At 61.0% G+C, this 26,035-nt stretch carries 24 protein-coding genes; 8 read left to right on the top strand and 16 right to left on the bottom strand.

Annotated elements, in window-relative coordinates; translation table 11 throughout:
• Positions 1 to 17 precede the first annotated feature (17 nt).
• The gene (locus PHAMO_RS05190; RefSeq protein WP_002727108.1) at positions 18 to 785 is read right to left on the bottom strand and encodes an SDR family NAD(P)-dependent oxidoreductase; all 768 of its coding nucleotides are present in this window, start codon (positions 783 to 785) and stop codon (positions 18 to 20) included.
• 149 nt (positions 786 to 934) lie between these two features.
• Here PHAMO_RS05190 and PHAMO_RS05185 point away from each other — a divergent pair, with 149 nt between their 5' ends.
• A complete protein-coding gene (locus PHAMO_RS05185; protein WP_002727106.1) occupies positions 935 to 1,972 on the top strand; it encodes an AraC family transcriptional regulator in 1,038 nt (345 codons plus the stop codon).
• A gap of 22 nt (positions 1,973 to 1,994) precedes the next feature.
• Here the strand turns inward: PHAMO_RS05185 and PHAMO_RS05180 are convergent, their stop codons facing one another.
• From PHAMO_RS05180 to PHAMO_RS19290, 3 genes are all read right to left on the bottom strand, one after another.
• The gene (locus PHAMO_RS05180) at positions 1,995 to 2,780 is read right to left on the bottom strand and encodes an enoyl-CoA hydratase (RefSeq protein WP_002727104.1); all 786 of its coding nucleotides are present in this window, start codon (positions 2,778 to 2,780) and stop codon (positions 1,995 to 1,997) included.
• Positions 2,750 to 4,153: a protein translocase subunit SecF gene (gene secF, locus PHAMO_RS05175; RefSeq protein WP_051002367.1), complete on the bottom strand. Its 1,404-nt coding sequence runs from the start codon at positions 4,151 to 4,153 to the stop codon at positions 2,750 to 2,752. The genes PHAMO_RS05180 and secF overlap by 31 nt, the downstream gene beginning before the upstream one ends.
• A gap of 135 nt (positions 4,154 to 4,288) precedes the next feature.
• The gene (locus PHAMO_RS19290) at positions 4,289 to 4,657 is read right to left on the bottom strand and encodes a hypothetical protein (protein ID WP_155801553.1); all 369 of its coding nucleotides are present in this window, start codon (positions 4,655 to 4,657) and stop codon (positions 4,289 to 4,291) included.
• 51 nt (positions 4,658 to 4,708) lie between these two features.
• Between PHAMO_RS19290 and PHAMO_RS05160 the strand changes: the two genes are divergently transcribed.
• The 3 genes from PHAMO_RS05160 (at position 4,709) to PHAMO_RS05150 (ending at position 6,423) form a co-directional block, all read left to right on the top strand.
• The gene (locus PHAMO_RS05160; protein WP_002727100.1) at positions 4,709 to 4,939 is read left to right on the top strand and encodes a hypothetical protein; all 231 of its coding nucleotides are present in this window, start codon (positions 4,709 to 4,711) and stop codon (positions 4,937 to 4,939) included.
• A 208-nt stretch (positions 4,940 to 5,147) separates the two neighbouring features.
• A complete protein-coding gene (locus PHAMO_RS05155) occupies positions 5,148 to 5,609 on the top strand; it encodes a hypothetical protein (RefSeq protein ID WP_002727098.1) in 462 nt (153 codons plus the stop codon).
• Positions 5,610 to 5,901: 292 nt separating this feature from the next.
• Positions 5,902 to 6,423, top strand: a complete 522-nt coding sequence (locus PHAMO_RS05150) for a hypothetical protein (RefSeq protein WP_002727096.1) — start codon at positions 5,902 to 5,904, stop codon at positions 6,421 to 6,423.
• Positions 6,424 to 6,616: 193 nt separating this feature from the next.
• On the opposite strand, the gene PHAMO_RS05145 is transcribed toward PHAMO_RS05150, so the two are convergent.
• The 4 genes from PHAMO_RS05145 to PHAMO_RS05130 all read right to left on the bottom strand — a co-directional run bounded on the left by PHAMO_RS05145 (position 6,617) and on the right by PHAMO_RS05130 (position 12,451).
• Positions 6,617 to 8,437, bottom strand: a complete 1,821-nt coding sequence (locus PHAMO_RS05145) for a [FeFe] hydrogenase, group A (RefSeq protein ID WP_002727095.1) — start codon at positions 8,435 to 8,437, stop codon at positions 6,617 to 6,619.
• A 1-nt stretch (position 8,438) separates the two neighbouring features.
• Positions 8,439 to 10,439: an FAD-dependent oxidoreductase gene (locus PHAMO_RS05140; RefSeq protein ID WP_002727094.1), complete on the bottom strand. Its 2,001-nt coding sequence runs from the start codon at positions 10,437 to 10,439 to the stop codon at positions 8,439 to 8,441.
• A gap of 122 nt (positions 10,440 to 10,561) precedes the next feature.
• The gene (sseA, locus tag PHAMO_RS05135; RefSeq protein ID WP_002727093.1) at positions 10,562 to 11,416 is read right to left on the bottom strand and encodes a 3-mercaptopyruvate sulfurtransferase; all 855 of its coding nucleotides are present in this window, start codon (positions 11,414 to 11,416) and stop codon (positions 10,562 to 10,564) included.
• An 18-nt stretch (positions 11,417 to 11,434) separates the two neighbouring features.
• The gene (locus PHAMO_RS05130; RefSeq protein WP_040566261.1) at positions 11,435 to 12,451 is read right to left on the bottom strand and encodes a cysteine synthase A; all 1,017 of its coding nucleotides are present in this window, start codon (positions 12,449 to 12,451) and stop codon (positions 11,435 to 11,437) included.
• Positions 12,452 to 12,682: 231 nt separating this feature from the next.
• On the opposite strand from PHAMO_RS05130, the gene PHAMO_RS20360 reads away from it, so the two are divergent.
• Positions 12,683 to 13,123 carry a bacteriohemerythrin gene (locus PHAMO_RS20360; RefSeq protein WP_002727089.1) on the top strand — a complete coding sequence of 147 codons (441 nt, stop codon included), beginning with the start codon at positions 12,683 to 12,685 and terminating at the stop codon, positions 13,121 to 13,123.
• 51 nt (positions 13,124 to 13,174) lie between these two features.
• Here the strand turns inward: PHAMO_RS20360 and PHAMO_RS05120 are convergent, their stop codons facing one another.
• The 3 genes from PHAMO_RS05120 to PHAMO_RS05110 all read right to left on the bottom strand — a co-directional run bounded on the left by PHAMO_RS05120 (position 13,175) and on the right by PHAMO_RS05110 (position 16,053).
• The gene (locus PHAMO_RS05120) at positions 13,175 to 13,822 is read right to left on the bottom strand and encodes a DsbA family oxidoreductase (RefSeq protein ID WP_002727087.1); all 648 of its coding nucleotides are present in this window, start codon (positions 13,820 to 13,822) and stop codon (positions 13,175 to 13,177) included.
• The gene (locus PHAMO_RS05115) at positions 13,819 to 15,135 is read right to left on the bottom strand and encodes a diguanylate cyclase domain-containing protein (protein ID WP_002727085.1); all 1,317 of its coding nucleotides are present in this window, start codon (positions 15,133 to 15,135) and stop codon (positions 13,819 to 13,821) included. Before PHAMO_RS05115 ends, PHAMO_RS05120 begins: the two co-directional genes overlap by 4 nt.
• Before the next feature lie 81 nt (positions 15,136 to 15,216).
• Positions 15,217 to 16,053 (bottom strand): cache domain-containing protein, encoded by an 837-nt coding sequence (locus tag PHAMO_RS05110; RefSeq protein ID WP_002727083.1) that lies wholly within the window; start codon positions 16,051 to 16,053, stop codon positions 15,217 to 15,219.
• Positions 16,054 to 16,330: 277 nt separating this feature from the next.
• On the opposite strand from PHAMO_RS05110, the gene PHAMO_RS05105 reads away from it, so the two are divergent.
• Entirely contained in the window at positions 16,331 to 16,975 is a 645-nt protein-coding gene (locus tag PHAMO_RS05105; protein ID WP_002727081.1) for an MlaC/ttg2D family ABC transporter substrate-binding protein, read from the top strand.
• Here PHAMO_RS05105 and PHAMO_RS18330 read toward each other — a convergent pair.
• From PHAMO_RS18330 to PHAMO_RS05080, 5 genes are read right to left on the bottom strand one after another with little or no spacing between them, the layout of a single operon-like run.
• Positions 16,959 to 19,904, bottom strand: coding sequence for a flagellin (locus PHAMO_RS18330; protein WP_002727079.1), 2,946 nt, complete (start codon positions 19,902 to 19,904; stop codon positions 16,959 to 16,961). The two genes, PHAMO_RS05105 and PHAMO_RS18330, sit on opposite strands and share 17 nt — an antisense overlap.
• A gap of 9 nt (positions 19,905 to 19,913) precedes the next feature.
• Positions 19,914 to 22,751, bottom strand: a complete 2,838-nt coding sequence (flgK, locus tag PHAMO_RS05095; protein WP_002727077.1) for a flagellar hook-associated protein FlgK — start codon at positions 22,749 to 22,751, stop codon at positions 19,914 to 19,916.
• Positions 22,752 to 22,763: 12 nt separating this feature from the next.
• The gene (locus PHAMO_RS05090) at positions 22,764 to 23,258 is read right to left on the bottom strand and encodes a flagellar protein FlgN (protein WP_002727074.1); all 495 of its coding nucleotides are present in this window, start codon (positions 23,256 to 23,258) and stop codon (positions 22,764 to 22,766) included.
• 4 nt (positions 23,259 to 23,262) lie between these two features.
• Positions 23,263 to 23,580, bottom strand: a complete 318-nt coding sequence (locus tag PHAMO_RS05085) for a rod-binding protein (protein ID WP_002727072.1) — start codon at positions 23,578 to 23,580, stop codon at positions 23,263 to 23,265.
• Positions 23,580 to 24,755 carry a flagellar basal body P-ring protein FlgI gene (locus PHAMO_RS05080; protein WP_002727070.1) on the bottom strand — a complete coding sequence of 392 codons (1,176 nt, stop codon included), beginning with the start codon at positions 24,753 to 24,755 and terminating at the stop codon, positions 23,580 to 23,582. Before PHAMO_RS05080 ends, PHAMO_RS05085 begins: the two co-directional genes overlap by 1 nt.
• A 261-nt stretch (positions 24,756 to 25,016) precedes the next feature.
• Here PHAMO_RS05080 and PHAMO_RS05075 point away from each other — a divergent pair, with 261 nt between their 5' ends.
• Both PHAMO_RS05075 and dksA read left to right on the top strand, forming a co-directional pair.
• Positions 25,017 to 25,448 (top strand): flagellar assembly protein FliX, encoded by a 432-nt coding sequence (locus tag PHAMO_RS05075; RefSeq protein ID WP_002727068.1) that lies wholly within the window; start codon positions 25,017 to 25,019, stop codon positions 25,446 to 25,448.
• Positions 25,449 to 25,602: 154 nt separating this feature from the next.
• The gene (gene dksA / locus PHAMO_RS05070) at positions 25,603 to 26,019 is read left to right on the top strand and encodes an RNA polymerase-binding protein DksA (protein WP_002727064.1); all 417 of its coding nucleotides are present in this window, start codon (positions 25,603 to 25,605) and stop codon (positions 26,017 to 26,019) included.
• Positions 26,020 to 26,035 lie beyond the last annotated feature (16 nt).

Genomic DNA, 26,035 nt, shown 5'->3' with positions numbered 1-26,035 from the left:
TGATTTTTTTGTTTTGATTATTTGGCGGCCATGCGGATTGCGCCGTCGAGGCGGATGACCTCGCCGTTCAGCATCACGTTGCCGACGATGGCGCGGCATAGATCGGCGAATTCGACCGGATCGCCCAGGCGGGGCGGGAAGGGAACCAACCGCCCCAGCGCGTCCTGAACTTCTTGCGGCATCGCCTGAACCATTGGGGTGGCGAAAATGCCGGGAGCGATGGTCATGACGCGGATGCCGTGGCGGGCCAGTTCGCGGGCGATGGGCAAGGTCATCCCGATCACGCCCCCCTTCGAGGCGGCATAGGCGGCTTGTCCGATCTGTCCGTCGTAGGCGGCGATCGAAGCCGTGTTGATGATCACGCCGCGCTCGCCCTGTTCATTGGGCTCTCCCGTGCTCATCGCGGCGGCGGCCAGCCTCACCATGTTGAAGGTGCCGATCAGATTGACAGCGATAGCGCGGGAAAACGTGGACAAGGCATGTGGCCCGTCGCGGCCCACCACCTTCTCGCCCGGACAGATGCCCGCGCAATTAATCAAGCCGTGAAGCCCGCCAAAGGTGGCCCGAGCGGTCTCGACCGCCCCGGTGGCGCTGGCTTCGTCGGCGACGTCGGTTGTCACGAAGCGGGCGGCCGCGCCCAATTCTGCCGCGACGGCGGTTCCTGCCGCCGCGTTGATGTCGGCCAGAACAACGCGGCCGCCATTCTCGACGATCATTCTCGCCGCCGCCGCACCCAAGCCCGAGCCGCCCCCGGTGACGATAAAGACTGAGTCCCTGATCCGCATCGCGCTGTGCTCTCCCGTCGCAAGTCCGGCGCGAAGGGTATCGGAGCGTGCGGTCGCGGGCGATGTCACGAGCGTTCAGACACCCTGACAGTTTTTACGTCTTAGGTTAGTCTGCGTTGTCGGAAAGACCTGCGCGCGGCAAGGGGGGTATGGAAAAAGGCACCATTTCGATTTTGTTCGTCGATGCCGTACTCGACGGTGTTCGCCGCCGGGGATTCGATGCCGACGAAATGCTGGAGCAGGTCGGGCTGTCGCCGGCTCTGTTGTCCCATCCCCATGCGCGGGTGTCGTCCGATACCTACACCATGCTGCTGCGCCTGATCGCCCAAGTTCTGGACGACGAGTTCTTCGGCCACGATTCGCGGCGGGTGAAGGTGGGCAGCTTCGCGATGATGTGCCATTGCGTAATTCATTGCCGCACCCTGGATAAGGCATTGGCGCGGGCCTTGCGCTTCTTCGATCTTGGGCTGGACGATTTGCGTGGCACTCTGTCCAGTCTTGACGGCAAGGCGGTGCTGACGCTGATCGAACGCGATCCCGCCGCGTCGGCCCGGATTTTCGCCCAAGAAACATTGCTGATGTTTGTGCATCGGCTGGCCTGCTGGCTGGTCAACCGGCGCATTCCCTTGCAATGGGCGGCGTTCCGCTATGCCCGACCGCCCCAGGCCGAGGAATATCGGCTGATGTTCAGCGCCGATTTGCGGTTCGAGCAGCCGGAGACGGCGGTTGCGTTCGACCCTCAATATCTCGCTTTGCCAGTGGTGCGGACGGCGCAATCATTGAAGACGTTTTTGGCCGTTGCGCCCGAGAACCTGCTGATTCAGTACAAGGACAGTTCATCGCTGGCGGCGCAGATCCAGCGTCGTCTGCGCGCGCAGCCACCGGGCGAATGGCCCGGCTTTGACGATATCGCCTTGGACATGCGGCTGTCTGTCTCGACGCTGCGTCGGCGGATGGAGGCGGAGGGGCAGTCTTATCAGGCCATCAAGGACCATCTGCGCCGCGACATGGCGATTAATCTTCTATCCGATACCAGGCTCAGTGTGATGGATATCGCCGCCGAGCTGGGGTTCGCCGAAACCAGCGCCTTTCACCGTGCCTTCAAGAAATGGACCGGGGCCAATCCCGGCGAATATCGTCGCTCGGTCAGCGCCCCGGCTCCGATGGGGAATGCGCCCGTCGATTGAACGAGGGCGCGGGACGAATGGATTATTCTCGCCATACCGGCGGGCGCTTGGCCAGGAAGGCGTCGATTCCCTCGGTTGCGTCGGCGGCCAGCATATTGTCGGTCATCACACGGGCGGCATAGGCATAGGCTTCGTCCAAGTCCATTTCAGCCTGACGGTAAAAGGCTTCCTTGCCGGTCTTGACGGTACGGGACGATTTCGCCGCGATCAGGGCCGCCGTCTCGGCGGTTATTTTATCCAGTGCCTCGACCGGAACGGCGCGATTGATCAGCCCCCATCGCTCGGCGGTGGCGGCGTCGATGGGGTGGCCGGTCAACAGCATCTCCATCGCCGCCTTGCGTCCGACGACTCGACTGAGCGCCACCATCGGAGTCGAACAGAACAGGCCGATATTGACTCCCGGTGTCGCGAACCGGGCGCTCGCGGCGGCGAAGGCCAGATCGCACGATGCCACCAACTGGCACCCGGCGGCGGTGGCCATCGCGTGAACCTTGGCGATCACCGGCTGGGGCTGACGGACGATTGCTTTCATGACCCGGACGCATTGGTCGAACACCGAAGCGACCGCATCGCGTCCCGAAAGGCCGCGCATTTCCTTCAGGTCATGGCCGGAGCAGAACGCCGGGCCGTTCGCCGCCAGCACCACGACCTTGGTCGTGGCATCGGCGGCCAGCCGCGCCAGTTCGGCCTCCAGTTCGGCCATCAGCGCCATCGACAGCGCATTGCGTGCCGCCGGACGGTTCAGCGTCAGCGTCGCGATGCCATCGGTCTGTTCGGTCAATAAGATCGTTTCGGGATCGGTCGGCATGGCGTTCTCCTGGCTTTCTGGCGTCCCGCCTTACGATGCCATGCCGCCATCTCGGGCGAAAGTCTCTCTGAGCTACAGCTTTCAGGCACTACCTCCGGCTTTGCCGTCGCTGCGGCGCGAAAGTCTGTTTTGTTGGTGGGGGAGCGTGTCAGGTCCAGGTCTCCCAGGAACAGGAGGACCGGAGCGGCAATGAAGATCGATGAGGATGTCGCAAGGATGACGCCGAACAGGAGCGTGACCGCCAATTGACGCAGCGCCTCGCCGCCGAACAAGGTGAGCGGGAGGATGACCAGGACGAGTGCGAGAGAGGTGCGGACAGTCTGGATCAGAGTCTGATGAAGACTGAGATCGAGCAGTTCGTGCCGGGGTTGCTTGGGGTATCGCCCCAGATTCTCGCGGATCCGGTCATAGACGATGATCTTGTTGGTGATCGAATAGCCCATGATCGTCACTAATCCGGCCATCGCCGTCATATTGACCGGCATTCCGGTCAGGGCAAAGAAGCCCAGCGTCTTGGTTCCATCCAGCAACATGGCGACGACAGCCCCGATCCCGAATTGCCATCCAAAGCGGAACCAGATGTAGATCGGCATCGCGATGGCGGCTAATCCCAGAGTCAGCATTCCGGTTTGGAATTGCCCAATCTGACCCTGTGCGAAGAACAGCCCAGCCGATGCAAGGCTCAGAGCGGCCGAAATGGCTAAGTAGATGCTGCGCCCTTTCATGAACGGAAGGGGGTGGTGCGCGGTCGGATGACGAAGGTGCGATCCGGGAAGAAGTTTCGGCCGGTGCGACCAGAACCAGGCTGCCATCAGCCAGCGTGTCAAAAGTGTGGACGTGAAGATCGAGGTGACGATTCCCAGGCTGACGGTGAGCGCAAAGCCTTTTACGGTTTCGGTGCCGACCGCGAACAGAATCAGCATCGTGATCAGGATGACCATGTTGCGGTCGAAGCGTGTTGAATCTGTGCGCCGGAACCCCGTTTCCATCGCGGTTACGGGCGGTGCGCCGTTCCGGGTCTCCTCTCGAATGCGTTCATTGATAAGGATGTTTGCGTCAATCGACAATCCAAGCGCCAGCAAGAGTCCTGCGATGCCGGGAAGAGTTACAGTGGCGCCAAGCAGTGACAGTGCGGCAAGGGTCAGGGCCAGATTGAACGCCAGGGCGATGTTGGCGAAAATGCCGAACACGCCATAGGTCGCCCCCATAAAAGCGACGACCAGAATGAAGCCGGTGACGCAGCCGATTAAGCTGGCGTCAATCCTGTCCGTGCCGAGATCGGGATTGGCCGTGCTGTCCTCAATCACAGTCAGTGGCGCAGGAAGCCAGCTTGGAGTGAATTCGGTTCCAATCAGATTCGGCAGGCTGAACAAAATGCCTGAGAGGCATATTGTCCATATCAAGAGTGTCTTTACTTTCGAGAAGTAAAGCATCTTTGCCTCAATCGAGCGTATCTGTACGGAACGCTCTTGCCGCGCCGATTCGGTGCGATGAGGACATATCTCCCGTCAGAGTGACCGAATTCCCGCGGGCGGGGCGGGACGAGTCGGGAGCGCACTCTCGGGCTTGGCGATATTGTGTGCCGCCGGCTGGAATGGCAGGCGGGGGGCCGCAGCGGCGCAGACGGGAATGACGAGGGTAAAGACGGATGCCAGCAGGATGCTTATCCGCAGCGAACCCATGGCGATGACGGTCATAAATATCCTCTGATCACGGTTACGTCTGTTTTTATACTGCGGATCGTGGCCGTAAATTATCCATATGGATTTCCATATTGTTTGTGCGGTGTTCGTCGATATGAACGAACAACGAATTTCCACATCGATTTTTATCGCCGATGCGACAGAGGATGCCCGGTCGATATTGGTGGCGACCATTTTCTATGGCGTCCGCTCTTCGTCACCGTATCGCTGGCGGAGGAAGAAGACATGGCGGATGATTCTGTGAATCCCAGGATGGCATCGGGCGCGATCACCGCTATTTCGGTGGTTGCGGCGGTTGGGCTGCTGGGTGCCGATATTTTATGGTTGATGGACGATCGAGTGTCGTTACCGTTCAGACACTTGGTCGAATGGCAGATTGCTCCGTTCCTGTCCTTGGGACTGATGATCTTCGGTGCGTGGGCGGCACGGCGCGGCCGTCGCGACTCGGAAGAGTGATATCCTATTAATTGAATATCTTCCGATTACAGCCGCTCTCTGGTTATGATCGGTATGGACGTGCGGCGTCAAATAAACCCTGTTTTTATTTTTCCTTTATTGCGCGGGCAGAGAAAACATATGCGAGAAGAGCGCAGAACCGCATGGCGAGCCAATCGACGGTGTGGATAAAATCGCTCCATCGTCGATTGAATAGGGTAACTTTCCAATGTTAGGCAGCCTGCAGGAACAACCTCCCTTATCGACTGGTATTTCATCGTTCTGTCGTACCGAGGCTCTGATCGCCGCGACATCGGTTAGCTCTGGTGACCGTGTGGTTGTGATAGGTCGAGGGGCGCTTGAGCATTTGCTTGGTCTGGCGCGTTTCGGCTGCAAATGTGCAGGGGCGTTCCGGTCTCCATCCGCCTGTCGGGGGGACGAAGAAAGCGCCGATGTGGTTTGGTTCACCGGCGTTGATGCCATTGATGCCGACATCGAAGCGATTATCGACCACTTGGACACGCCTCGCGCGGTCGCCATTGAATTGAACCAGGCCGACATCTGGGGCGGAACCGCGTCGATTGTTGGGCGGTTGCGCGCTAAAGGGTTTATCGATCACACCGTCGCTATCGCTGACGGCCACCCCCTTGTGGTGGCCGTGCGTCCGGTTTGGTTGCGCCGGGTAATTTGACAGGAACGCAATAACTTCGACGAGATGCGCTGTAGCAGGCCCGGTGTGACGCGATGCGTCACACCGGGCGCTTTCTATTTCCCGAAAGGTTCCCGTAGTGTACGCCCTAGATGTCCACGAGCGACGAGTGTCGCCCCTGGGGCCATAAAGACCCGCGTCCTTTCGGGTTGTGTCGAAATTGTCGGAAATTAAATAATTGAACTACAGAGTGGTTGGTGCAAATATTAGATGAACAGGCTGGCGCTATAAGAGATTGATGTGTTCGACCTCTTGGCATGGCTTGAGCGGGAGAATGGCTTTGCAGGAACAGACCACATTACCTCTCTATCCGCTGCTTGAACAAATCAATGCGGCGGCAAAGAACGGGTTGCATTTGATTGCGATCGGCATGGCCTCGGCTCTCCCAACTATCTGTGCTTCATTGGCTGCAGAGAATGGGAGAGCAGGTGGAAAAGAATATAAAAATTGGTGCACAGAAAATCTCTCTGGTGCGGGATTCGACTTCGTAACGGCGGAAGATCTATATTCCATTCGCTGCGGGGTTCTGCACCAAGGTAGGTTTGGCGACTTACAGCACAGCGTCGCTAGGGTGATCTTCGCCCCGCCTGGTGGCGCGTCGTTCACGAACTGTCAGTTCGGTGATGCCTACGTCTATGGTGTCGTTGAGTTTTGCGAAAACCTCTGCAAGGCCGCATTCAAATGGTATGAGGCCAATAAAACCAACCCTATCGTTGAGGCCAATAGCAAGCGCATGATGCAGTACTATCTTGATGGCCTACCGCCCTACATCGTGGGAATGCCTGTCATCGCATGACAGGGAAGCAGCCCAAACCAAAGCTTGTCGAGCAAGATCGGCAGTTGAACGACCTTCTACGGAAGGCGCTATCAACTCCCCCGATCAGCAATTAGGCCATCCTCAAGCGATCGAAGGAAATCTCACCGAAAGTGACGTTTGCGCGCCTCGCCAATCTGGCGAGGCGGCTTGTAAAATTTAGGCAGCGAGCGAACTAATACACCATCGTGCTCATGGTGATGTCTTCCCAGACCTGCTTGACGGTCAGCGACATTTCGACAGACCGATCAGTGTAGTAGGTGTGCAGCAGGTGGTGAGCCTTTTCCGAGTATGGCCGTTCCAGGAAATCGCGGTATAGCGCCTGGACCTGCGGGTTGTTGTGCGATTGGCGTACAGCGGTGGAGCGGTCGATCGCGAACAGGCTCTCTCGCCGCTTCAAGGCATAAGGCAGATACGCCTTCTTCGACCGCAGATTGCCGCCGCCATCGACACAGCCGCCGGGGCAGGCCATGATTTCGATGAAGTCGAAATCGGCGGTACCGGCCCGGACCGCTTCGCATAGGTCGCGGGTCGGGCGTAGGCCGTGACACATCGCCACCTTGACCGTGCCGATGGTGCCGCCGACTTCGATGGTGGCGGTGCGGGCACCATCAAAACCGCGCAGTTGACTGAGTTCGATCTGGGGCAATTCGCGTCCGTTGGCGATCTGGTACATTGTTCGCACCGCCGCTTCCATCACGCCGCCGGTGGTGCCGAAGATCGCCCCCGCCCCGGAATAGGCGCTCATATACGGATTGTCGAACACCGATGGTTCCTGACTGCGCAGGTCGATGCCCTGGCGCTTCAGCAGACGCGCGAACTCGCGGGTGGTCAGAACCACGTCGATCTCGGACACACCGTTTTCCGCCAGTTGGGGGCGGACACGTTCGTCTTTCTTGGCGGTGCAGGGCATGATCGAGATCACCCGGATCCGGGCGGGATCGATTCCCATCCGTTCGGGCAGATAGGTCTTGGCGATCTTGCCCAGACATTGCTGCGGCGATTTGGTCGAGGATAGCATCGGCAGCAGATCGGGATAGTGCCGCTCGGCGAAATTGATCCAGGCGGGACAGCACGAGGTGAAGGTCGGTCGTCGTTTTCCGGCCAGACGGCCGAGCAATTCGGCGCTTTCCTCCATCACCACCACGTCGGCGGCAAAGTTGGTGTCGAGAACGATGTCTGCCCCCAGGCGGCGCAACGCTCCGATGATCCGGCCTTCGACATTGGTTCCGGGCGGCAGGCCGAATTCCTCGCCGAAGCCGACCCGCACCGCTGGCGCGAACTGAAAGACCGTGACGATCTCGGAATCGAACAGAAAGTCGAGTACCGTATCGGTCTCGTCGCGCTCGCCCAGCGCTCCGGTCGGACAGACCATCACGCACTGGCCACAGGTGACGCAGGTTGAGTCTTTCTGGCTGAGGCCGTGATGCAGCCCGACTGCCGAATCGATCCCGGTGCCGGTGACCACCAGCGCATCGACGGTCTGCCCGTTGCGGCAGATGGTGACGCAACGCTGGCAGCGGATGCATTTCGTCATGTCGCGGATCATTGCCGGTGACGAGGTATCGATCCCGCGTCCCAGCGTCCGGGTCCGGTCGAAGAAGCGGTTGGTGTGCAGCCCGACATATTGAGCGATGTCTTGTAGCTCGCAATTGCCGTGGCGGACGCAGGTGGCGCAATCCTGATTGTGGTCGGCTAAAAGCAGCTCAACCTGAAGCCGCTGTGCCTCGCGCACCCGACGGGTGCGGGTGCGGATCGTCATTCCCTCTTGTACCGGGGTGTTGCAACTGGCGACCAATTGAGCCGAATCGCGACCGGGGGACTCGATCTCGACCATGCAGACCCGGCAGGTGGCGGGGGCGTGGTCGATGTCGTTCAATTCGCACAGGGTCGGGATCGGAACTCCGTGGCGGCGGGCACAGGCCAAGATGGTTTCCTGCGCCTCGGCAGTGACGGTGCGGCCGTCAAGAGTGGCGGTGACGGTTTGGTCGGTCATGTCAGGCCGCTCCTTCCGGGATGGGCTGTTCGGTGATTACCGAATAGATGCGGTAACAGCGCATGCAGCGTTTGGCTTCGCGATAGGCGTCTTCGTCCGAGATGGTGGTCTCGACCTCCTCGAACATGGTCCGGCGGACTTCTGGGTCGAGTTCGGGATGGTGAACCCGGTATTCCAGACGCACCGGAAGTTCGACGCAATCGGCGGCCAACAGCTTGTGCTCGTTGAGGATCTGCCGCATCCGCGAGCGCGGGAAGAAGCGGGTTTGACCCAACTGAAGATAATCGTCGATGCTGCGCGCCGCCTTGAGTCCAGCGGCCATCGCGTGGATCAGGGTCGAGGGGCCGGACACGCAATCGCCGCCAGCGAACACGCCGGGTCGCGAGGTGGCAAGATCGACCGGAGCCGCCTCGATACAGCCCCACGGGGTCATTGCGATGCCGTCGGAGGGACTGAGAACGCCCTTGCGCACCTGCTGTCCGATCGCCGAGATTAACACGGAGCACTCCATCCGCCGTTCCGAGCCGGGGACCGATTCGACGTTACGCCGTCCACGGGCGTCGGTTTCGGTCTGGCGCATCGACACGACGTCAAGGCCGACGACACGGCCATTTTCGTGAATGATCCGTGCCGGATTGGTCAGGAAATGAACGATGACGCCCTCGGCTTCGGCGGCCTCGATCTCCTCGTGGTCGGCGGGCATATCCTCGCGGGTGCGACGATAGAGCAGGTGGACCCGCTCGGCCCCCATGCGTAATGCAGAGCGGACGCAATCCATGGCGACGTTGCCGCCGCCGACCACCACCACGTCGCCGCAGAGGCGGGTCAGGCGGGTGCCGGCGATGTGGTCGTGGACCTTGAGCAGGAAACCGATCCCGGTCTCATAGCCCAGCGCCGAGGAATCCTCGTCGGCAACGCCCATCGGCGTTCCTTGTTGACAGCCCAGCGACAGGAATACTGAGCAGTAGCCGCGCTCGAACAGGCTGTCGATGGTGAAATCGCGTCCCATCGCCTGATTGAAGAGAAACCGTCCGCCCAGGGCGAGAATGATGTCGGTTTCCGAGCGCAATACGTCCTTGGGCAGACGATAGCTGGGGATGCCGATCGCGGCCATGCCGCCCGGCTCGGCCATCGCTTCCAGGATATCGACGTGATAGCCGTGCAGCAGCAGGTGGTAAGCGCAGGAAATTCCCGCCGGGCCGCCGCCGACCACCGCCACCCGCATCTCGGTAGGGTGGAACGAGGCGATCAGGTCGCGTGAGAAACGCAGCGCATTCGGTCCCTTCTGATGGTCGGCGACATAGCGCTTCAGAATTTTGATTCCCACCGCCTCATCAACCAGATTGCGGCGACAGGCCATTTCACAGAAGCGGACGCAGACTCGGCCGCAGGTTGCGGCCATCGGATATTTCTGCAAGATCACGCCCAGCGAATGCTCGGGCTTGCCGTCACGGATATAATCGATGTAGCGCGGCACGTTGATTTTCGACGGACAGGCCTCGATACAGGGAGCCGTCATGTAATCCATGCCGTATTGGGTCGGACAGGGTACACCGGAGGCGATTTCTCTCTCGATCTCGTCGCGGAAATGGGTCAGCGCCGCCAGCAGGGCAATTGGTGTGGTCCGCCCCAGTCCGCAGAGCGAGGTTTCGGCCATCTGCCGTCCCAACATCACGATCGAGTCGAGGTCAAGCGGCGCCGCCTCGCCCCGCGCCATCGCCGTCAGAGACACGCCGATCAGCGCCGTGCCCATCCGGCAGGGGGTGCATTTGCCGCAAGATTGCTCCTCGGCTTTGGCAAGCTGGCGTCGTAGCGCGTCGATCAGGCTGACCGTACGGTCAAAGATCAGAAAACCACGATCGCCGAAGAAGGCGCGGATAGGATTACCCGGATTGAATTCTCCGAACCCGGCAAGGCTGGGGAAAAGGGAACTGGCCTCGCCATTGCCATTGCGATGGTCGATGACTGAGCCGTCCCAGATTCCATAAACGATTGTTGCCATAGGCCCCCCTTTATCCTGGCCCGCCATCCCCCCGGATGCGGTGCCAGGATATTGCCTAATCATGGATCAGGGGTTCAGTTCTGTCCATCGGCGACGGCGAAAGGGGGCGGGCGATCCGCCCGTTACCCCTGTGCGACCGGAGATCCCTCGCGGTTGCCCCATTCCGCCCACGAGCCGTCATAGACGGCGACTTCATTCGCTCCGATCAGATGCAGGCCCAGGGCGACGATACAGGCGGTAACGCCCGAGCCGCAGCCGACGACGGTCGGCCGTTTGAGATCGATGCCAGCGGCGTCGAAGCGTGCGCGCAGGGCGTCGGGCGGCAACAGGGTGTGGGTGGTCTCGTCGATCAGTTCGGCGGAGGGGATGTTGACCGCGCCGGGGATATGCCCCTGGAGCGGACAGGGGCGCGGCTCGGGAATCTCGCCGCGAAAGCGGGGAGCCGGGCGGGCGTCGATCAATTGTTCGTGATGGCTTTCGACATTGGCCAGAACATGGTCGTAGTCGCGCAGCAAGAGCCGGTTGAAGCGGGCGACGAAGTGGCGGGTGCGGGGAACCGGCGGCAGATCCTCGACCGGGCGGCCCTCGCGCAGCCATTTCGGCAAGCCGCCGTCCAGCACCGAGATATCGGTATGGCCGAACGTGCGGAACATCCACCACACGCGGGCCGAGGCAGCGTAGTTATTGGAATCGTAGACGACGATCCGGTTGCCGTTGCCAAGCCCGAGCTTGCGCACTTTGCTCGAAAACTTCTCGGGCGGAGGCAGCATGTGCGGCAGTCCCGAATCGGTATCGGCGATTTCGTCGATGTCGAAGAAGACCGCGCCGGGAATATGCTCGGCCTCGTATTCCTCCCGCGCGTTGCGGTTCTGCTTGGGGAGGAACCAGCTTGCATCGACAACCCGAACGTCGGGAGCGGAAAGGTGGTCGGCCAGCCAGTTGGTGCTGACCAGGGCGTCCGGGTTGGCGATGCTCATCGTCACGGTCTCCCTTTGTCACTCGATCGGGGTTCGTTCCAGCCACTCGGGGACACGCAGTCCGCGTTCTCGCAGGAAGGCCGGATTGAACAGCTTGCTCTGGTAACGGGTACCATGATCGCACAGCACTGTCACTACCGTGTGCCCCGGTCCAAGCTTGCGGGCGGTCTGGATCGCTGCGGCGACGTTGAGTCCAGACGAGCCGCCGACCAGCAATCCCTCATGCTCGGCCAGATCGAACAGCACGTCCAGCGCCTCGTCATCACCGATGCGAATCTGATCGTCGATCGGGGCATTGTCGAGATTGCGGGTGATCCGGCCCTGGCCGATCCCTTCGATGATCGAGTTGCCCTCGCTGCGGAGATGGCCGCTGGCATAAAATTCGTACAGCGCCGATCCCATCGGGTCGGCCAGCACAATCTTCACGTCTGGTCGGTGCGCTTTCAGGGCCAGCGCGACTCCGGCCAGGGTGCCGCCGGTGCCGACGGCGCAGGTGAAGGCGTCGATTCGTCCGCCGGTCTGGCGCCATATTTCCTGCCCGGTGGTGGTGCGGTGCGCCTCACGGTTGGCAACATTATCGAACTGGTTGGCCCACAGGGCGCCGTTCGGCTCGGTTGCGGCTAATTCTCCGGCCAGCCGCTCCGACACCCGGACGTAATTCCCCGGATTGAGGAATGGCAGCGCCGGAACCAGTTTCAACTCGGCCCCGGCCAGCCGCAGCATGTCGCGTTTTTCCTGACTCTGGGTCTCGGGCATCACGATCAGGGTGCGATAGCCCAACGCCCGTCCGATCAGGGCCAGACCGATCCCGGTGTTTCCGGCGGTCCCCTCGACGATGGTGCCGCCGGGCTTCAGCCAGCCGCGCATTTCGGCGTCACGGATGATTCCCAGGGCAGCACGGTCCTTGATCGAACCGCCGGGGTTGAGAAATTCAGCCTTGGCCAGGATGTCGCAGCCCGTCGCCTCGGAGGCGCGCCGCAACCGGATCAGCGGAGTCTCGCCGATGGCTCCGGCCAGCCCGTCACGAATATCCATCATGATTGTGTAGATTCCTGAGTTTTACGCATTTGCCACTGTAGCTTTCGCGGTTCCCCGGTTCAAGTGCCGCTGGTATCAGCGAAGTCGGTTTCAGCCAGGGATGGGGCGACAGGTAAAAACAATCGTGCAGTCGGGGGGTGCTAGTGTGATACTCTTGGGACAAGGATAAGGCGGCTATTCCGACCATTCATGAGACGTTTATACTGTGATTAATTAAATATAATTAAGATGGAAGGGAAGGGTTTGGCGGATTCATCTGTTTCGGCGCATATTTATCCAAAATGGAATAGATCGATTTCAGTAGGCGATGCCAAGCTCGACCGTGAACACGAGGAAATTTTCGATCAGATCATAATGGTCGCGGGTTTCGTCGATCAGGGGGATGGCGGTGCCGTTCTGGCTGCAATCGATCACCTTCTGGCTCTGCTTGAGCGGCATTTCATCGACGAAGAACGTCTTTTCTCCGCGACCAGCTATCCTCATACCCCGGCTCATAAGATCGAGCATCGTGTTCTCCGTCACATGGCTCGCCATATCCGTGGTGCGGTAGAGTTGTCGCGTGATGTGTCGTTCTTGGGATTGTCCTTGCGCCACTTAATTCAGGCTATGGTTGAGCATATCATTGAAATAGACCTTGGTTACCGCGCCTATCTTCATGAGGCGGAGTAATACCAAGCGGCATTGAGTGAAGCTCATCGCCGCTTGGAGTCAGTCGTCCTGCTAGCTAAAGGCGGCTTCGGCCTCGGCTTCGCGGGCGATATCGATCAGTCGCAGTAGGATTTCGGGTTCCTGAGCTCCGGCCAGGGCATACTGCCCCTCAAGGATCAGGCAGGGCACCCCATTGACCCCCAGCCGATGGGCGCGGGCGTTATCGGCCAGAACCGTTGCGGTATCCGCTTCCGAGGCAAGGTATTCGAACACCGCCTTGCGGTGCAGCCCGATCCGGGTGCCGATTTCGGCCAAGACCCCGATGTCGCCGATATCGAGTCCCTGACTGAAATAGGCGATATAAACTTCCTCGACGGCTTCAGCTTCGCGTCCGATCGATCCGGCGTAGCGGATCAGGCGGTGCGAATCGATGGTGTTGGGGGTTCGCTCGATCCGGTCGAAGGCAAAGGCAATGCCCTCGACCTCTCCGGCCGCGATGACGGCGGTGTGGACTCGTTGCGCTCGCGCCGGTCCGCCGAATTTGCGGTCGAGATAGGATCGACGGTCAATCCCGTCGGGCGGCAGGTCGGGATTAAGCAGGAATGGCCGCCACTGGATCGTCACCCGGCTATCGACTCGTTTGGCCAGGGCGCGTTCCAATCGGCGTTTGCCGACATAGCACCAGGGGCAAACGGTATCGAAGACGTACTCGATCCTCATGGCACCTGGAGTTCCTCGTCCAGTGCGGCCCCGGCGCGGGCAAACAGGCTGGCGCAATCGTCGTCGGGGCGGGTGTCGGTACAGCCGACCTGGACCCAAATCCGCACCGGCTGGTAGACGTCCGGGATAGCGAAATCAGTGTTCGACAGCACGCCGGCGATGCGGTGCATCACCACTTCGGCTTCGACCAGGGGGGTGTCGGGCAGCACCACGCAAAAGCGATTGGCGGCGAAGAGCGCGGTGGTGTCTTCGGCTCGCACCAGCCCAGTGATCCACTGGCCGAGCTGGCGGGTCAGGTGAGAGGCGGCCTCGTCGCCGAAATGGCGGCGCACACCTTCTATATTGGGGATGGCGAAGAACACCACTGCCAGCGGACGAGCTTGGGTCCGGGCGATATCCAGCCGTGCCCCCAGATAGGATTCGAGGAATGCCCGGCTATAGGCTCCGGTCAGTGGGTCGGCGGTCGCCTCGCCCAGGCTTTGGCCCAGGATAGCGCGGATACCCCAGCGCACTTTCTGGCGACGGACCAGGGTCAGCACCGCCGCACGCAAATGACCAGGGTCGAGCGGCCGATCCAGCACCCGGCTGGCTCCCCGGCGATAGGCGCGTGACGCCACGGTGGCATCGTCCGCGATCATCAGGATGGGAAGATTGAACAGGCGCGGATTATGGCGGACCTGCGAGGCGAAGGCCAACTCGGCCTCGCCCGATGCCGTCAGAATAGCCGCATCGAAGTTGCGTTGTTCCAGCAACCGTTCCGCTTCGTAAAGATCGGCAATGGTGGTGATCTCGGCATCTTCGGACAGCAGGGCAACGGTGCTGGCGGGATCGGCTCCGATCGCCAGCACGGTGGGGCGCTCCGGCTCGGCTGGTGCGACGAAACGGCTGGCGGCGGTCAATCCCTGCGTGGCAGCAGCAGCAGCCCGCAAGCGTAGTTCGGCATGCATCGTCGCCAGTCGGATCAGTGGCTTGAGACGGGCGAACAGCTCGGGATCGTCGGCGTCCGGGTCCAGAACCTCGTCCAGTTCCGCCGCCAGTGCCCGTAATGCCAGTCCGGTTTCCGCGGCGTGGGTCAGGACTACCACTGGAATATCGGCGCAATCGGGGTTGGCCCGGAAGGCGGCGCCCAGGGTTACCGGGTCACCATCGGCTTCACCGACCAGAATCAGGTCGGGGCGGACCCTTCGCGCCTGTTCGACCGGCCTGTCTCCGCCGTCAGCGAGGGCATATCCCGCCGCTTCCAGTCTGGTCAGTACCGGGGCCAGGGCAACCCGGTCGGCATTGGTGACAAGAAGTGTGGCAAGGCGATTCATTCGGCGTGGCCCCGCAATATTGATTGAGCACGCAGCATAATATGCTTTGGGTCCAACCCAAAGGATAAGTCCGCACGGTTTTTAATGGATGCGGTTGTCGCCGTGGGGACGTTGGGCGATCACACCGCACCAGTTCAGTCCGGGAAAGCCTGGGTGACTTGTGCTCCGGGCATAGCCGATCATGATGCCGTCGGAATCCAGATACCATCCGGTGGCGGCGGGGGAATGGGGCAGGGGAACCGTCTCGGCCGGGTCGTGTCGGTCGGAAGCGGCGATCACCCGGTGTGTGCGGTCCAGCAAAAGACACCGGGCCGTGGTTCCGCCGCAGCGCTGGCGGACTCGGTGCAACAAGGTCTCGGATTGGGTCTGCCAGTCGAAGAAGAGGGCGATCACACCTCGCGGTTCCGTCGTGGTGCCGGGGGCATAAATCGGGGCGGCAAAGGGCAGAGTCGTGATATCGCCGAACCGGGTGGTGTCGGCGATATCGCTGACCGTATAGGCACCGGCCCGGCAGGCTATCGCCTCGCGGAACCAGGAATGGGTCGAGACATCGGAGCCGACTATGCCAGGCTGGCGGCCAGAGCAGCCGGTCGCGACGATGATGCCGTCGGCATTGACGATCCACAGGTCAAGATAGACGGTTCGGTCGGCGACAATCCGCTCCAGCCGTCTGGCTGCGGCAGGGGTGGCCGGGTGGCTCAGGCAGTCAAGGAGAACCGGCTCGGCGGCCCAGCGGCGCACGTCATCCGCTCGGGAGGACAGAGTGCTGTCGAGAAGATCGACCATTCCCTGGGCAAGACAGCGCAACCGCTCCCCGAGCAGGTGTTGCTCTGCAACGGAGTGGGTGAGGACGAGGTGGCTGTTCCGAATTGAACCGGTGTCTGCGGTAAGGTTGATCGGGACGTCCTGATCCTTCATGTCCGCGCCCTCCCTGCTTAAACTTTTGTCGTTATGATTTTGATGATCAATCTATAGGCGTATATCTCTTGCCACAAGAGGTTCATCAGTATGAGACGCGCTAAACGCGAATGGATTGGGATTGATCATCGTATTTCAAGCAAAGTTGAGGTTCGGCATTGCCTCCCCCAAGTGTGTCAGAGACGTGACGACGGCTTGCCGCCCTGCCGTCTTGTGGGGTATCTCCTGTGCAACAAGACCCGCCGTTGACGGGGATAATTCTGTCCGGGGATTAAAGATGAAGATCGTAAGAACGCTACTTGCTCTGGTCATAATGGCCGTTGGTGCGGGAAGTGCTAAGGCCGCCGATGTCGTCGCTGCGCAAACTTTGGTGCAGTCAGCTCTGGAAGAGGGGGTGGGTACGTTCGCGTCGGGACGCACCTATCCTCTGGACGAGAGATCGCGGTTGCTTGAGGCGTTGTTGCGCCATCATACCGAGCCGTCCCTGCTGTCGGCGGCGGTTCTTGGCCGGTTCTGGGGCAAGCTTGCGCCCGAGGAACAGGCGGCGTTTTCCGAGCGCCTGCTTCAGTTCCTGGTGTCCAGCTATGTCGGCATGCTGACCGAGGCCGAATCCGGCATCACGTTCCGCGTCGGCGAGGGCGAGGATTTGGGCAATCGCGTCCGGGTTCCTGCCGAAGTAACCCGCTCGGTTCCCGGTGCGCTTCCGTCTCCGGTTGGTTGGGAAGTCGCATTCACTCCGGATGGTCGTCCGGGGATTGTCGATCTCACCGCCGATGGTGTCAGCCTGATCCGGGCGATGCGCGAGGATTTCGGATCGGTGCTGCGCGCCTCCGGCGGCAAGATCGAGCCGCTGATGGAGGCGCTTCAGCGTAAAATCGACGCGAACAATAAGGCGAACGCCGCTCCTATTTCAGGAAATTGATCAGCGACATCTGCTGCATCTTGGCTAAGGCTTGATACGAGGTCTGAAGCGCCTGGCTGTCGGCCAGCAACGCGGACACGGCCTCGGTCGAGCTGATTTGCTCGATGTCCGAGATCCGGTTGACGAAGAACGACTTCATCTGGGTCAGTGCCGTGTTGCTGTTTTTGATTGCGGCAAGGTTGAGTCCGACCTTTTTCTGTAGTCCGTCGAGGTCGCTAGCCTCTTCCTTGCCGTAGGGCATGGGCGTAGTCGATGAATGGCTCAACGCGTCCTTTAACAAGGCGATGGCGGCGTCGACCCGTTCGGGATGCTGGTCCAGTCCTCCCGCCGTGCCATAGACACCCTGGGCGATAATGCCGCAGGCGCGGATGACCTTCTCGAACGCCGGATCCGACGCCGTTAGCGAGGTGTCGATGGTCGTGGTCTGATTGATGCTGGTGTTCAGCGTCAGGGTGTCGCCTTTGTACCAGGATTGCGCCGTCATTGACGTTTGCGTCAGCCCGGTCTCGGTCGTCAGTGTTTTGCAGCGGACGCTGAGGTTCGTGCCATCATTGCCGGTGATTTCGTAGACACCGGCATTAACGTCCGAACTGCCCTTCAGCGTGATCAGGGTGCCCGCTGGCGGATAAGGCATGCCCTGCGCATCACGCAGAGCGTCCTTGACCGACGAGACGATGGTGCCCGACGAGGTAAAGCTCAGTCCGCCGAACACCGTGCGGTCCAGGGTGGCGTTACCCGACGCGATCGTACCCGGTACGCTGGGCGAGGTGTTCTTGCCGTCGAGCGGCTTGACCTGGGTGGGGAAGGTCATCGTCAAATCGGTCCGGCCGCTTTGGGGCAGGAACGGGGCTGCCCGCAGCATATCGGTATTGATTTTATAGCTGACCGTGTTGGCGGTGACGCCGGTAACTTCGTAGGTGCCGTTATGGCTGTCGGTTCCGCCGATGGTAATCGGCTGGCCTACGGCGAACGTGCCGCTCAGACTGCTTCCTCCGGTCGGCAACGTCATCGTGACCGTGTCGCCATTCAGAGTGAAGGTTGCCGAGCCAGTGGCCGGTGGGAAGCCGGTGCTCACCGATGGCCCCGACGTAACCGGGGGGTTGCCCGACCACAGCTTGATCGCGTTGGCATCCAGGGTTTCCGGCTGGGTTTGCGTGGTGTCGTTGGCAATCGTCATCTTGCCGGTCAGGATGTCGAAGCCGGTCACCACGAAAGAGCCGTCGTAATTGCCCGCGACCGCAGGGAGGGCTGTCGGGCTGCTGCTGGCGGATGTGGAGGTGCCGATCGAGGCGGGCAGGCCGAGCTTGGTCTGGACCGACCCGCTCAAGGCGATGGCGGGCGCTGTTGTTCCGTTGGCGATGGTCAGCACGCCGTTGGCGAACGCGACCGAAGCGCCAGGGGCGTATTGCTGGATGTATTGAACCAGATCGGTCAGGGTGGTGGTCGCCCCGATGGTCAGGGTGTTGCCGTTGACCGTCAGGGTGTCCGCGGCAACGGGAGGCACCGCTAGGGGAGAACCCGCTGTGAATGCCGCCGCGCCGGAGCCATCGGTCAGACTTGTCAGGAGATGGGGGGCCACACTGGTCAGGATCGGGGTGATTCCCCCGACCGTGCCGCCAGATGCTGTGGCGGTGCCGCTGATCCCGAATACCCCCGACAGAGCGCCCTTGACGGTAATCGCCGCGCTGGTGGCAAGATTAGTGATCGTCAGCCGCCCCTGATTATCGACCGTCGCCTGGGCGATATGAGGTGGAATGGCTGGAGGCGCAACACTCGTATCGACTTGGGCGTTCACCCAAGTAACGACATCGGCCATCGTGTTGCTGGAACTGGCGTTAAAGGTGAAGGTGGTGCCGTTCATCGTCAGGCTCAGATCGTCGCCGTTATTGATCTGGATGCCGGTGGCCGATGTGGCGTTGCTACCGTAGGTGTAGAAATTGGTGCCGATCAGCTTGGTGTTGTCGGTGGCCGACGTGGCCCCAATCTTCGCGTCCGAGCCGTTGATGGTGAACCGGGTGCCGGGAACCATTGTGGTCAGCGAGTTGCTGGTAGTGGGGGTGACCACCATCTGCCCGTCCTTGCTGTAAGAGAAGGACAAGGCTCCGGTGGTAGAGTTCGTGATCACTGTGCCGTTAGAAGTGGTCAAAAAGGTGCCCGAACCGGCATTCGAGGTTTCGACCAGCGGGGTCCGGCCGGAATTGCTGGGGGCGTGTCCCGTGATGGTGATCGGGCCGTCATTGCTGATCGTGCCGCTGCTGACGGTCTGGGTCGAGCCGCTGATGTTGACATAGGAACCTGACGGAACCTTGGCGTAGGCTCCGGCGTTGGTGGGGATGATCAACCCGCTGGTGGCATCGAAGTTGACGGCGCCGGTGTTTTGGTTGGTCAGGTTGATGTTGAGCAGATTGGCCCCGCGCAAGGTCGGGAAGGTTGCCGAAAGCCCGTCGAACATCTTCTGGAAATCAGCGAGTTTTGTGACGGGGAAGTTGACCGGCATCGTATCCTTGCGTCCGCCGGAAAACAGGTACTCGCCATCAACTGACGTGTTGAGCGACGATTGCAACTCGATCAGGGTGCGCATGGCGACATCTTGGACGTCGCGGATCGCCGTTTGATCCTTCATCTGCCCCGATGCGAAGGCGATCAGCCGGTTTTTCAGCGTGTTGATCGATGTCTGAGCGCCGGTTAACGCGGTGTTGGCGGTGTTCTGGCGCACCTGGATGGAGGCGTTCGCGGACATGAAGGCATCGTTCAGCGCGGTCGAATTCTCCAGGTTGATCGCGCTGCGGGAATCTTGCGCAATGCCCGAATAATCCTCGCAGACATAGCCGGTGGTCGATTGCAACTGCTCCTTCTGCATCCGCACCTGGGTCTGCATGATCCGGGAGATGTAGAGCTGGGAGGCCCCGTAGGTCGAAATGCGATCCATGGTTCGCTCCTATCGGATGATGCCCATCAGAACCTGTAGCATGTCGTTCAAGGTGCTGATCACCTTGGCCGAGGCGGAATAGGCCTGTTGGAAGTTGATCATGTTGGCAACCTCTTCATCAAGGTTGACCCCGCTTTTCGCCTGAATTTGCACGCTGATATTGCTATTCAGTGTCGCGTGGTAACTGAGGTCCGAGGATGTGCTGCTGATGTCTTGGGACGTCATAGACACGACTTGGGTCGCGTAGTCGGTCAGGGAATATTTGGAGGTGGCCAGCTTTCCCGCGCCGTTGATGTTCTGCGTCTGGTTGAAGACCGTGACCATCTGGCTGGCGATATTTGCATCGCCGGTGCTCATGTAATAGGCCTTGGTGTCGGCATTCCACTGAGTCGCCGCACGCGACATCTTGGACGGCGCGGACAGGATATCCTTGCGCACCGTGATGGTGGCGGCCGAGCCGCTGGCGGCGGTGTCGAGTCCCAAATCGGTCAGGATGCTGGTGTTGGCCGCATCCGAACTGGATTGTGCGTAAACGTCCATGTTGCTGCTTTGGCGGATGCGCAGGCGCTGCCCCGCCCCTTCATCGACGACGCTGGCGACGAAGATCTGACTGCTCGACAGGCTGAGTTTGTTGCGCAGATCGGTGGTGTCGGGACCATCGTAGCTGACCGCCAGCGGATTGCCGCTGTTATCCCAGATCCTCAGCCGATATCCATTGCCATCCTTTTCCACCTGGGCGGTAAGGGTGGTGTTCGAGGCGGTCAGCGAATCCGCAATCGTTTGCAGGCTGGTGGTGCCGGCAGGCAGGCTAAAGGTAGAGACGGTGCCGCCGTTGGCATCCAGGATGTTGATCGAGGTGTTGCCCTTGCTCAGGGTGATCGAGCTTTGCGCCACTAGGCCGGATTGCAGAATGGTGCTGTTGCTGTTGATTTTCTGGGCGATGGTGTCGAGCGAGGTTCCCGCACTGAAGCTCATCGTCGGTCCGGCTCCGCCGAGGCGGTCGTACAGAGTCAGATCGCGCGTCGTCCCCAGCGTGGTTCCGGGCGGCATGATCTGCGAATCGAGCAGCGCGCGCGGCTGGTTCGAGACGAACAGGTCGTTGAGGCCGAGGAAGTTCGAGAAGCCCTGGACCACTTCATCCGGGGTCGCCGTCGTCGCCGGTGCTCCGGGGGCCAGCGAGGCCATCGTGGCAGTCGAGCCCGTGGCGGTGATGGTCAGGCCGGTGGTGTTGGCGAACTGAATCTTGTTCACGCCGCCGACATTAACGAATTCCGACCCTTCCAGGCCGGGGATCGAGCGGACCCAGTTCAGCAGATCGGTGCCGGTGGCCGTGGCCGGTGGGGGGGGGACGGTGTAGACATGGGAGGGGGGGCCACCCATCGTCAGGGTGAACGTGTCACCGCTAGTTCCCAGCGCGGTCGCCTTGGGAATCGACACTGTGTTGCTGCTGAGGGCTGGCGGCGTGACGGAGTGGAAGCTGACGCTGATGTCGGTCGCCTTGGCTCCGGCGCTGCTGTCGATCTGATCGTGAAAGGCCAACCCGATATCGGTGTTGCCGGTGGTGATCGAGAAATGGCCGGTTGCATCGAACCCGACCTTGGCGGTGGAAGCGTTGGCATAGCTCGTCTGGCCGCGCATCCAGGTCTGCATCCGGTCGGCGATCGAACTCAGCGTCCACGGCTGGTTGAGCAGTTCCTTGGCCGGGGTAAAGGACGAGCCATCCATCAGGCTGCGCAGGGTGGTGGTGGCCTTTTGGTTACCCTGGGCATCATAGAGCACCAGAGCGGTGTCCTCGGTGCCCGACAGGCTGATCGATTGGTTGAGGTTGGTCTGATCGGCGAAGGTGCGGGTGCCGGTGATCGTGCTGGCGGGAACCGGGAGCTGGGCCCCCCGATTGTTGACGAGGTTCATCGTGTCCTTCACCTGGGTCGCCAACTGGTCGATTTGACTTTGCAGGTTGGGAAGGATGGTGTCGCGCAGGTCGATGTTGGCCTTCACGCTGCCATCGGCGATCACACTGGTGAGATCCTTGGCCGGGACAGTGCCATTATTCAGGGTAATGGCACCGAACTGGCCGCCCGCGCGTGTCATCCAAGGCGCGGCACTAGACAAACCAGAATGGCTCAGGGAAAAGGCTTGGTTGCTGTTGATCAGAACGTCGCCGTTTCTGGTCCCGACAGTCACGCCTCCATCCTGAAGGTTGTAGTAGTTGATGTCGATCAGCTTTGACAGGCTGGTCAGCGACTGGTCGCGCTGGTCTTGCAGGTCGGTGGCGTCGATCTTCAGCGCCAGCGATCTGGTGATCTTGACGTTGAGGTCGTGAATGTTGCTCAACAGGGAATTGATCTGATCGCAGTCGCTGGACAGCTTCTGATCCGCCGTCGCCCGCAGCGACTGGAGCTGGTCGGTGACCATCGACATCTGGTCGGTCATGGTCTTGGCGGCCTGGACGGCTGCCGACTGAACGTCTGATTTGTCTGGAGTCGCCGCCAGCGCGACCAGACTGCTCAGAACCGCCTGGACGTTGTGGCTGATCGAAGTCTTGTCGCCGACCTTGCCGAACAGGTTCTGGACCTGCTGATAGGTGCCGGAGAGTGTCTGAAGGTTGCTGAGGGTGGCGTTATCGGAGCGAATATAGGATAGCAGCCCCTCGTCAACGTTGCGCTGGAGCGCGGTAATCTGCACCCCGGCCCCGGTGCCGTTGACGACGCGCGATTCCGGCATCAACACCTTGCGGGTATAGCCCGGTGTGTTGACGTTGACGATGTTCTGGGAAATCGTGTTCAGTGCCTGCTGGTTGGTCAGCAGTCCCGACAGCGCGGTGTCCAGTCCAAGGGTGATGGCCATGGCCCGGTTCCTTCAGAGGATATTGTTGAGGCTGTAACTGGTCGATTTATCGTCGTTCGCGCACATGGTTCCCGCGCGGCAATAGACGATCCCAGGCTCCTGGCTCGATCGCACCGAGTGGGCGATGATATCGACCACTGTCTTGGTGGCTTCGATCGCGGCACGCAGCAGCATGGCGTTGCGTTCGATCAACTCTTCCAATTGCTGGCCGATCGCCAACAATTCCTCTTTCTGCTCAGGATTGAAGGCGCGGCCCGAATCGGGCAACTCGGCCAGTCCCCGTGTATAGGAGGCGTACAGGCGGGTCAGAGCTACTTTGCGGTCGCCCAGGGCGGCGATCGTCTCGGCATCGTGGTTCAGCAGGGCATCGTTCTCGACGTCCAATAACTCGCACAGATTGGTGCAGGCGAACATCAGGTCGTCGTAAGCGGGGATGGCGCCGTCGTCGGCCGAATCATCGGCCGAGTCGTCGGGGATGAAATCGTCTTCGGCGAGGGAGTGGGACATCTCTCTAAACCTCCTGCTGCTTCAGCAGCATCTTCTGGATCGCCGGTGCGATGCCAAAGCCGCTGCCGCCGGGGCGGTTGGTCGTCATTTTTGCGTATTCGTCGATCAGCAGGGAGCGGAACATTTTCTCTCCCGTGCCGCCGCCGAACAGACCGTCTGCCTCGACGCCTTCGAACATGTGCTGGTACATCTGCGACACGAACTGCGACTCGAATGCCTTGGCGGTCTTGGCGGCTTTCTCGATGCTGGTGGTCTGCGCCGTGGGGGCGCGGGGAGCCGCCAGAGCGGGATCAAACGACGGTGTGGTGGTTATTGCGCTCATCACAGCACCTCAAGATCGGCTTGCAACGCCCCGGCGGCCTTGATCGCCTGAAGGATCGAGATCAAGTCGCGCGGGCCGATGCCCAGGCTGTTCAGTCCCTCGACCAGTTCTTGCAATGTCACCTTGTGGGGGACGACGGCCAGCTTTTTTCCGCCGCCGTCATCGACCTCGATATCGGTGCGCGGAACGGTCGTGGTGGTGCCGCCTTCGGAGAAGGGCGAGGGCTGCGACACCTGTGGCGTCTCGGTAATTCGGATCGTCAACTGGCCCTGGGCAATCGCCACGGTGCTGATGCGGACGTTCTCACCCATCACAATGGTGCCCGAGGTCTCGTCAATGACGACGCGGGCCATTTGGTCAGGCTCGACCCGCAATTGTTCGATATCGGTCAGCAGGCCGACGACATTGCCGCGATAGCCGGGCGGAACCATGATTTGGACCGTGCCGGGATCGATCGGGCGGGCCATGTCGCCCCCCAGATAGGAATTGACCGCCTGGGCGATTCGGCGCGAGGTGGTGAAATCGGGATTGCGCAGGGAAACCTTGACCGTTTCCATATGAGCCATCTCGAACGGCAACTCGCGTTCGACGATCGCCCCGTTAGCGATGCGTCCGGCGGTGGGAACGCCCTTGGTCACCGAACTGCCCGACGCGCCCGAGGCGGTGAAGCCGCCGGTGGCGACCTGTCCCTGGCCGACAGCATAGACTTCGCCATCCGCGCCGATCAGCGGGGTGACCAGCAATGTTCCGCCGCGCAAATCCCTGGCATCGCCCATTGCCGAGATCGAGGCGTCGATATGGGTGCCTTGGCGCGAGAACGGCGGCAGAACGGCGGTGACCATCACGGCGGCGACGTTTTTAGGATCGAGCGTGGTGATCGCACCGGTTTTGTCGCGGATGTTGACCCCCAGTCGCTCCAGCATGCCGGCCAGGCTTTCCTTGGTGAAAGGAGCGTTGGTCAACTTATCGCCGGTGCCGTTCAGCCCCACCACCAAGCCATAGCCGATCAGCATGTTGTCGCGCACGCCCTCGAAATCGGCGATGTCCTTAATGCGCGACGCGCCGAAGGCGTTGGCCGGAGCCAGTCCCAGCGCCGCCGCAAACAGCAAGGTGCTCAGCAGCAGGGCGCGCAGGGGAGCGGCATAAGTGGCTTGGACGGCAAGGATGCGGGTCATGGTAGTTTCGTCCCCGACAGGCGGTGCTTAGTCTCTTGATATGGATGTATGCGAAAGTCATGCCAGCCGCCGATGCGCACATCCGCTCTATCCCGCCGGTCGTGGCGGGGTCATGACCGGCAGTTCCGTCCCTTTGCTCGGCAATTCCTGCCCGGTTGACCGGGGCGGGTGAGTCTGGCGAAATATGTGCGGGGTAAATTGTGGTAGGATCGATGTCGGCCCTATGCCGGGCCCCACCATCCGCAGCCACACCGGGGAGACATGAAGATTTCCGGAGTTGGGTCCAAGGGTGCCGCGAGCGGCCCCCGCCGGACCGATAAGAACAGCAAGACCGGGGAGTTTCGTCGGGCTCTGGTCGATTCTATGGATCAGGCAGAGGACGCTCACGGCGTCGAGGCGCCGGTCGGGATTGGCGGCGTCGATGCCCTGTTGTTGGTTCAGCAGACCGACGACAGGCTGGAACGCGAGATCCGCCACCGTCTGATCCGGCGCGGCGAAGATTTGCTCGACGGGCTGGAGGCGTTGCGCCACGGCCTGTTGATGGGCGAAATCCCGCTGGAGAAAATGACGATTCTGGCCCAGACAATCCGTGTCCGTCGTGAATCTTCCTCCGACACCCGCTTGAGCGCGCTTCTCGACGAGGTTGAGCTGAGAGTCGAGGTTGAACTGGCCAAGCTTTCACGGCGAGGGTGATGATCTTGGCTGTTTTCTCGCCTTCGCCGCTACTGCTCCGGCGAGACCTTCCCTTGCTTCAAACTTCTTGGGTGAAAGACGGCGCTTGCGGGGGTGAGCTTCGGCCCATATATTGCGCATCGATTTGGGACTGCCCGCGACTTCGAGGGTTCGAATGACCGTCACGCTGCCGCCGGATTATCATCCGTCCGAGGATGAACTCTTCATGAGCGATATCATGAAGGAGTACTTCCGCCTGAAACTTTTGCGGTGGCGATCAGAGCTGTTGCGCGAGTCGGACGAAACCCTGCAACACCTTCAAGAAGGTGGCTTGCAGGAACCGGATATCGCCGATCGTGCTTCTGCTGAAACCGACCGCGCCTTGGAACTGCGTACACGCGACCGTGAGCGCAAGCTGATCGCCAAGATCGACGCCGCTCTTCAGCGAGTCGAGGATGGCAGCTATGGCTATTGCGAGGATACCGGCGAGCCAATCAGCATCCGCCGTCTGGAAGCCCGCCCGATCGCCACGCTGTCGATCGAGGCGCAGGAACGGCACGAGCGTCAGGAACGTACCCACCGCGACGAATAGATTCCTGGCGGAGCGG

This window comes from Magnetospirillum molischianum DSM 120, from assembly GCF_000294655.1.
GTDB lineage: Bacteria > Pseudomonadota > Alphaproteobacteria > Rhodospirillales > Magnetospirillaceae > Phaeospirillum > Phaeospirillum molischianum.
Note: the sequence above shows the minus strand (reverse complement) of the source record. Positions and strands in the feature narration are given on the sequence as shown.